This is a genomic window from Deltaproteobacteria bacterium PRO3, from assembly GCA_030263375.1.
In the GTDB taxonomy this organism is placed as follows: Bacteria; UBA10199; UBA10199; order DSSB01; family DSSB01; genus DSSB01.
Genome location: SZOV01000127.1, coordinates 1 through 7,073 on the forward strand (window position 1 = coordinate 1; position 7,073 = coordinate 7,073).

Sequence of the window (7,073 nt, forward strand, 5' to 3'; positions counted from 1 at the left end):
GACCACGTCGAACTCGGCGCCCGGGGCCTCCGCGCGCACCGTCCCGAATCCGGAGAGCGTCAGGGTCGGGGCGTTTTCCTCTTCCGTAAAGGCCAGCGACACCAGGCCCTCCAGGATTCCCATGTGGGAGCTGTCGCCGCCGTAATAATAGGCGACGTTGAACATCAGGTTGCGCAAGGCCCCGGCGTCTTTCTCGATCTGGACGAGTAGCTCGCCGCCGGGCCAGCCCAGCGGGGCCGCGACGTTGGCCGCGTTGGCGGAGGCCTGGAAGCCGTTGCGGTTGAGCAGGCCTTCCACCTCGGTACGCTCGTAGTGGTGGCGGCCCAGCCGGACGATGAAGGTGTCGTCGTAGTTGAGACCGACGCTCAGCGTATATTCGAAGGGCGCCAGGGTGTCGAAGGAATCCACCCCGAGGGGGCTTTGGAAACCCTGTCCGTCACCGATCTCCCATTGGCCCTGCGTGAAGAACCAGTCCAGGCGCAAGCCGGCCCCGGTATCGAGCTTCAAGCCCCAGATCGCCGTCGGGTCGTTCGCCAGGTCGACGCCGACAACGCCTATATTATTGATGTTCCAAGAAAACTCGTCCCCCATGGCCGCCTCTTTGTTGGGCTTTTTTTGAAAATAACTTTCATTATATCGGGTTTCCCCACCGTGGGTTGCTAATAAAAGGGGCCCTCGGCTGGGAGGGCCCCTCTAGAGCGGGTGTGATTTGGGAAAGCTTAATTATTATAGAAGGCTGCCAATCCGCGGATCGCAGAAGACCCGCCGGCGAACATGGCGTTGTTCCAAGTGATGTCCTCGTCGCTGCCCCCGACTTGGTAATTCAGCAGGAAGGCGGCGAATACCGCGTCGACGGTGTCGAGGCCCGGTCGCGGGTCGATGCTCTCGATCTCTTCTCCTCGGAAACTTCCGCGAATCTCCCGGGCCACCATGGCGTCGGAGATGCGGCGCCAACCGTCGGCGCGCGCCGAAGTCTGCCACATCAGGTAATCGCAATAGCTCCTGCCGGCGAGCCTGGCTGGCAGCATGGATTGAATGGTGTCGTTGAGACGCTGGTAGGCGGTTCGGCCCTCGTCGGCCGCGATGAGGAAGTCCCCGTCCGCGGCTCGATTAAGCGCGGCGATCGCCAGCCGGGCCTCGGCGAGATCGAGGATGCGTTCTTCCTCCAGATTAAGGGACGCGGCGCTTCCGTCCGAGATTTCGGTCACTTGCGCGGCCGCGAAGAAAGTGTTGGTGATGTGTCGTTCCGCCTCTGCTTGGCTGGACCATTCGAAGATGAAATGGCGCGAAGCGGCCCGTCGGAGGGTCTGGTCATAGAGCTCGCGGGTTTCGGGGGTGATCCAAAGCGTGGACATGCATCGTTCCTTTCGATGAGCGACGGAGTGAGACTAGTGGGAAACTTGGGGCCGGAAATTCTCAAGGGTTGCGACGGGGTTCTCCGCGTCGAGGTGCCGGTCGTATTCGGCCAGGGCCTTTCCGGCGGCGTCGAGCAGCGCGCGCAGTTCGTCGGCGTCGAGAAAGACGGCGCTGCGGCCCAGATGCAGGGTGGCGTGGCCGTTGCGGCAGAGGGAGACGGCGAAGGTGTTTTTGGAGCGGCATTCGGAATTCATAGGACCTCTTAAAAGAAAGTAATTTTCAATTAATAGAGAAATTAAAAATAATATCCAGAAATGTCAAAGAAATTTTAAATATAGGGCTGATTATTAAATGAAATATATTTTCATTTATAATGACGGCTTTTTCAGAAGGGGGAGTTGGGAGGGGCCGCCTAGGGCTGTGGGGGCGATTTCTCGAGGGATTCCTTCACCACTACGCCGCCGCTGATCAGCAGCTTGAAGGCCTCGTCGACCGGCATGGAGAGCGGCGTCAGCTTGCGCTCCGGCATCATGAAGAAGAAGCCGGTGGTGGGATTGGGCGTGGTGGGGACGAAGACGTTGAGGACGCGCTCTTGCGTCTTGTCTTGGACCTCGCCGGAGGCGGTGCCCGTGACGAAACCCAGGACATAAGTCCCCGGCGAGGGGAACTCCACCAAAACCACGCGGCGGAAGCTCTTTTCCGAATCGCCGGCGACGGTGTTCAGGAACTGCTTGATGGCCTTGTAGATGCCGCGGCCCAAGGGGATGCGGTCGAAGAGACGGTCGCCCATCTCGACGAGCTTCCGCCCCAGGTAAAACCGGGTGAAGGTGCCGGTGAGCAAGATCAGGATCAAGGCGATCAGCAGGCCGATGCCGGGGATATCGCGGCCCAGGATCTGCTCGGGGTGCCATCGCGCCGGGATAAAGGAACGGGAAAAGTCTTCGGCGGTGAAGATCAGGGCCTTGAGCAGCCAGATGGTCCCGGCGATGGGCAGGAGGGTCAAGACCCCCGCCATAAAAGATTGCTTGAGGAATTTCTTCACGCGGAAATTATTAAAGGACATCCCCCGCGATGTCACAATAAATTTACCGATTCTTGTGCAAAAAGACTTGGCGATCCCCCATTTTTCCCCGAAAACGGACCCTGGTAAGGAGGCGCTTATGAAACGGGGATTGGGGATATTGCTGGTTTTTTTCCTGTTCGCGACGGTCGGAGTCGCCCGGGCCAAGGAGAACGACTTCCAGCTCTGGACTGAGCTGAAGATCAGCCACGCCTTCGGAAAAAGCCCTTGGACCCTGCACTGGGCGACCGAAAATCGCTTCAAGAACAACGTCTCGGATTATCTGCTTTTCAACACCACGCTGGGCTTCGATTACAAGATCTTGAAGTGGTTGAAGGGCGGATTTTTCTACCGCTTCGAGAAGCAAGTGGGAAAGGACTATGAAAATCGGATTTTTCCGCAATTCGAGCTCTCCAAGCAATTCGGAGCGGTCGAGTTGAGCAACCGGCAGCGCTTCGAGATCCGTTTTTTCCCGGACGACACCGTCTTCCGCTATCGCGCGCGCTTCCGGATCGCCTTCCCGATCAAGACCTCGCCGGTGTCCTTCAAGCCCTTCATCTCCGAGGAGATCTTCCTCGAGCCGGGCAAGGGCGATTTCAATCAGAACCGCGTCATGGCCGGCAATACCTTCGGTTTCCGGAAGGATAAGATCACTTTCGATCTATACTACTTGTTGCGCAGCTCGGCGGAGAAGGACACGCCAACCGGCAAGAATTGGATCCAGGCCCATGTCCTGGGTACGTCACTGGGATTTAAGTTCTAAAATGATGGGGCAGTGGTCCGAACCTTGGACCTGGGGCTGATGGTAGACCTTGCTCACGCGCGGCCGCAACTCCGGCGTGACGAAGAAATAGTCGATTCTCCAGCCGATGTTCCTCGGCCGGGCCCCGGAGCGATAAGACCACCAAGAATAGTGGTTGGGTCCCGGCTCAAGCTCGCGAAAGATATCCACGAAACCGTTGGCGAGGAATTTGTCGACCCAGGCGCGTTCGACTGGTAGGAAGCCGGTGTTGCCCTCGTTTTCCTTGGGGCGGGCGAGGTCGATCTCGCGGTGGGCGGTGTTGACGTCGCCGCAGATGACGACGGGTTTCTTCAGCTGGCGGCGCAGGGTGAGGGCGTGCTCCATCATCCGGTCGCTGTAGCGCAGCTTGTAGGGGACGCGACCCAGGTCGGGCTGGCCATTGGGGAAGTAGCCCGTGATCAGGATGAAGTCGTCGAATTCCGCCGTCAGGGTGCGGCCCTCGTCGTCGAATTCGGGGACCTCCAGGCCCTCCTTCACCGCCAGGGCCTCCCGCCGCAAGAAGAGGGCGACGCCGCTGTAACCCTTTTTCTTCGCCGAGGACCAGAAGGTCTTGTAGCTCGCGGGATTGCGCAGCTCGGGCTCGAGCTGGTCGGGGTGGGCCTTGGTCTCCTGCAGGCAGACCGCGTCGGGGCGCTCCGCCTCGAGCCAGTCCAGAAAGCCCTTGCGGGCGGCGGCGCGGATTCCGTTGACGTTCCAGGTGGCGATTTTCATAGATTCGATTCCGTGCTAATGGCGTTGCCATGAGCATGAAGCCCTTGTTTAGACCGATTTTCCTTATCCCAGCCTTCGTCTTTTGTCTATCCGTGCCGGTCCTGGTCGGCGCGAAATCTGCCAAGTCCATTCCCTTTCACCTTCAGCAGCAGGAGACCGGGCCCAAGCTAAGCCCCGGCGAGCTCTCCAGGGAGGTGGAGGGCCTGATCCTCGAGTCGAGCAACGAGCAGCGCGCCAAGAAAAAACTCGCTCCCCTGGCCGGAGAAGAAATCTTGGTGAAGGTGGCCCGCGACCATTCCCAGGACATGCTGAAGCGGAATTACCTCTCGCACTTCAGTCCCGAAAAAAAATCCGTCGTCGACCGCGTCAAGAAATACCAGCCCAAGCTCCAGCGCAGCGTGGGCGAAAACCTCCACACCATCACCAGCTCCCAGGGCCTCGTCGACCCCAAGGCCATCGCCGGCCAGATGATGGACGACTGGATGCATTCCTCTTCCCACCGAAAAAATATTCTATCCAAGGACTACGCATTCCTGGGAGTCGGCTGCGCGAGCGACGGGCAGCGCATCTTCTGCACCCAGGTTTTCGGCGGGCCGCAAAAAAAATAGCACCTATAATCAATCACGAAAGCCGGGGCTAAGAATATACGGGTGGCCGGGCGGGGGCCCTATGGACTGCTTGGCGATTGGCAAAATCCGCAGCGCCGCTTGCGAGCACGGTGGGGGTGCAGACCGGACAGGACCCGTATATTCTTAGCCCCGGCTTTCGTGCTCCTTAAAAAGTACTAGAGTGAAAATTTGCGGCATTGACAGAAAAGGCGCGCGGCCATTAGAGAGGGACCCTCGTTCGATTCACCTATTTGAGGAGCTTTTTCCCATGACCCAGGCCCAACCCAAGAGCCAAAACATCGTCTGGCACCACGGCAAATTGACCCCCCAAGCCCGCGAGGAGCACCTGGGACAGAAGGGAGCGGTCGTTTGGCTGACGGGCCTCTCCGCCTCGGGGAAATCCACCGTCGCCCGCGAGGTCGAGCTGGCCCTGATCGAAAACGGCATCAACGCCTACGTCCTCGACGGCGACGTTGAATGTCGCGGCGACGGTGCCGTTCTCGGAATCGCACTAGTAGATGGCGTGCACTGTCCGAATCTGCCCGTCCCAGCAAATGGTCTGCAACCGCTCGCGTTTGCCGGAGATGCGCGTCATTTCTTTTGGTCGGACACCCACTGCGGCGAACGCCGTGCTTCCCCCACAGGTATCTTCCGCGTCGATCGCGCGACTGGGATCTCGACTCTGGTCGTCCCTAACGAAGTGGCTTCCGAACTCGAGGTCGGCAAGCGAGGGCTGTACTGGCGCGGTCGTTTTGGCGTGCGGAAAGCATTGGCCAGCGAACCTGGCTCCGTGCCCGTCCTCGCGCACACGGCCCATAGTCTAGTCGTCGCTGGCGGAACCATCTACTACGCCGCCGATGACGGCATTCATTGGGTATCTGAGGAGGGTGGACTCGACCGACTCATCCCCGACGGGTGCGGCTCGATCATGACGGCGCTCGACGGGAGCAATGTCGATCACTTGACCAGCCTGAGCCGCGGTCGCTCGCGGGGCAGCGGGTTGGGGACGTCACCCTCGGCGTAGCGTGAGCGATGGGTGCGGTCGTGCTCTTGGGCGAGGTGGAACTGCCAGTAGTCGTCGAAGTCGCCGCTGGTCTTGAGTGCGCGCAGGCGCAGGATCGCCTCGGCGCCGGTCAGCGACCAGCGCGCGCCGGTGCGACCCATGCGGTCCTGTACGAGGTATCGGCACGCGCCCTCGATCACGCCGGTCGCGATCGGCAGGCCGCCCGCGAGCGCGCGGTCGTAGTGCAACCACCGGCCGTTCTTGACCAGGTAGTTGGTGCACTTGAACACCGGCGCGGCGGTCTTCGCGTCGAGGCCGTGACGCTCGACCATGCCACGCAGGCTCTTGGCGATCTCGCCCGCGCTGCGGCCGCTCAGCAGCGCGAGCAGGCGGTGCCGGACCCAGGTCTCTGCCTCCTCGGTCCCTGCCGCGTGGAAGGCGTACGCGGCGCGCCACAGGTACTCGAGCACGTGCACGATGTCGAGGACGATCGTGACCTCCGCGCCGAACTTCCGCGCGGCGCGCTGCACGCGCTTGAGCTGGTCGCGTTGACCGTCGACCAGGACGACCCATCGCCGTCGGCGCTCGGGATCGCGGCGCGTCGCCTCGGCGAACGCGTCGTCGACGACCTGCTGCGGCGTGTGCTCGACGCTGGCCCACACCCGCTTCTGTGTCGGCCGCGGCCGAATCGCGTCGAGATCGTCGGGTCGCAGCGTGTGCAGCACGTCCGCCGCGGTGCGCACCCACGGCGCGAGCGTGTACACCGTCGCGACCTGCGCCATCCGCTTGCGGTTCCTCTTCTCGCCCGACGTCAGCCGCGTCTCGAGACGGCGCGGCGTGGTCTCGGCCGCCCGCTTCGTCGCCGGACGCAGGTCGGCGTGCCGCATCGCGATGGCCTTGCCGTCGAAGCTCAGGATCAGCAGGTCGTCGGTGGCCTCGGGCTCGCGGAGCAGGCGCTGGTAGAACGCGTCGAAGTCCTGCGCGGCACGCACCGCGAGCTCCTCGGCCTGGCGCTTGGGCACATGCGCGCCGGTCTGTTTGCCGATGAGCTCGACGACCTCGTCGAACGAGGCTCGCGCGCTCTGCTCGGCGACGAGCTTGCGCACCTCCATCGAGTACTTCTCCGCCGGCAGGCCGAGCGCCGCGTCGAGCGGCGCGAGCCCTTCGGTGCCGGGGGCCTGATAGAGCTGGCGATCCACCTCGACGGTCCCGAACAACGTCTCGATCTGGCGGCTCGCGGTCCGGACCTGCGTGCGCTCGACCCCGTCGGCGCCGGTGACCTCGACGCGTCGTTCGCGTGCCGCCCTGGCATCGTAGTGCGCCTGCATCATCTGCCGCAGCAGCTCGCGGCCCTTCTCCGCGAGCAGGCGCTCGATCTGATCGTGCGTCGCGGCCATCGCATCGTCGTTGGTCAGGTCGTCTTCGAGATCGCCCATCAGGGTGCGAGACTCGCAGAACCGGCTGTCGTTGGCGATCGTGCGGGCGGTCCGGGTGCTCATCAGGCCGCCGACGCTACCCGCAACCGACCGATCC

The 7,073-nt window shown here is 62.0% G+C and carries 9 protein-coding genes; 3 read left to right on the top strand and 6 right to left on the bottom strand.

The features are described from left to right. The 4 genes from FBR05_13895 to FBR05_13910 all read right to left on the bottom strand — a co-directional run. Nucleotides 1–591, bottom strand: a 591-nt coding sequence (locus FBR05_13895) for a hypothetical protein (protein MDL1873268.1), incomplete at its 3' end; no start/stop codon positions are given. A gap of 128 nt (nucleotides 592–719) precedes the next feature. Continuing rightward, nucleotides 720–1,355 carry a hypothetical protein gene (locus tag FBR05_13900; GenBank protein MDL1873269.1) on the bottom strand — a complete coding sequence of 212 codons (636 nt, stop codon included), beginning with the start codon at nucleotides 1,353–1,355 and terminating at the stop codon, nucleotides 720–722. 33 nt (nucleotides 1,356–1,388) lie between these two features. Further along, nucleotides 1,389–1,610 (bottom strand): hypothetical protein, encoded by a 222-nt coding sequence (locus tag FBR05_13905; GenBank protein MDL1873270.1) that lies wholly within the window; start codon nucleotides 1,608–1,610, stop codon nucleotides 1,389–1,391. 158 nt (nucleotides 1,611–1,768) lie between these two features. Further along, entirely contained in the window at nucleotides 1,769–2,419 is a 651-nt protein-coding gene (locus FBR05_13910) for a DUF502 domain-containing protein (GenBank protein ID MDL1873271.1), read from the bottom strand. Here FBR05_13910 and FBR05_13915 point away from each other — a divergent pair. Then, nucleotides 2,226–3,179 (top strand): DUF2490 domain-containing protein, encoded by a 954-nt coding sequence (locus FBR05_13915; GenBank protein MDL1873272.1) that lies wholly within the window; start codon nucleotides 2,226–2,228, stop codon nucleotides 3,177–3,179. The two genes, FBR05_13910 and FBR05_13915, sit on opposite strands and share 194 nt — an antisense overlap. Here the strand turns inward: FBR05_13915 and xth are convergent. Next, nucleotides 3,159–3,929, bottom strand: a complete 771-nt coding sequence (gene xth / locus FBR05_13920) for an exodeoxyribonuclease III (protein MDL1873273.1) — start codon at nucleotides 3,927–3,929, stop codon at nucleotides 3,159–3,161. The two genes, FBR05_13915 and xth, sit on opposite strands and share 21 nt — an antisense overlap. Nucleotides 3,930–3,958: 29 nt before the next feature. On the opposite strand from xth, the gene FBR05_13925 reads away from it, so the two are divergent. Then, the gene (locus FBR05_13925; GenBank protein MDL1873274.1) at nucleotides 3,959–4,537 is read left to right on the top strand and encodes a CAP domain-containing protein; all 579 of its coding nucleotides are present in this window, start codon (nucleotides 3,959–3,961) and stop codon (nucleotides 4,535–4,537) included. Between the two features lie 268 nt (nucleotides 4,538–4,805). Further along, nucleotides 4,806–5,561, top strand: a complete 756-nt coding sequence (locus FBR05_13930; protein ID MDL1873275.1) for an adenylyl-sulfate kinase — start codon at nucleotides 4,806–4,808, stop codon at nucleotides 5,559–5,561. Here FBR05_13930 and FBR05_13935 read toward each other — a convergent pair. Then, nucleotides 5,495–7,039 carry an ISKra4 family transposase gene (locus tag FBR05_13935; protein ID MDL1873276.1) on the bottom strand — a complete coding sequence of 515 codons (1,545 nt, stop codon included), beginning with the start codon at nucleotides 7,037–7,039 and terminating at the stop codon, nucleotides 5,495–5,497. The two genes, FBR05_13930 and FBR05_13935, sit on opposite strands and share 67 nt — an antisense overlap. Nucleotides 7,040–7,073: the final 34 nt, after the last annotated feature.

Coding starts and splice junctions, on each gene's coding strand:
- FBR05_13905 (MDL1873270.1), bottom strand. CDS start 1,610: ATGAATTCCGAATGCCGCTCCAAAAACACCTTCGCCGTCTCCCTCTGC.
- FBR05_13925 (MDL1873274.1), top strand. CDS start 3,959: ATGAGCATGAAGCCCTTGTTTAGACCGATTTTCCTTATCCCAGCCTTC.
- FBR05_13915 (MDL1873272.1), top strand. CDS start 2,226: ATGCCGGGGATATCGCGGCCCAGGATCTGCTCGGGGTGCCATCGCGCC.
- xth (MDL1873273.1), bottom strand. CDS start 3,929: ATGAAAATCGCCACCTGGAACGTCAACGGAATCCGCGCCGCCGCCCGC.
- FBR05_13910 (MDL1873271.1), bottom strand. CDS start 2,419: ATGTCCTTTAATAATTTCCGCGTGAAGAAATTCCTCAAGCAATCTTTT.
- FBR05_13930 (MDL1873275.1), top strand. CDS start 4,806: ATGACCCAGGCCCAACCCAAGAGCCAAAACATCGTCTGGCACCACGGC.
- FBR05_13900 (MDL1873269.1), bottom strand. CDS start 1,355: ATGTCCACGCTTTGGATCACCCCCGAAACCCGCGAGCTCTATGACCAG.
- FBR05_13935 (MDL1873276.1), bottom strand. CDS start 7,039: ATGAGCACCCGGACCGCCCGCACGATCGCCAACGACAGCCGGTTCTGC.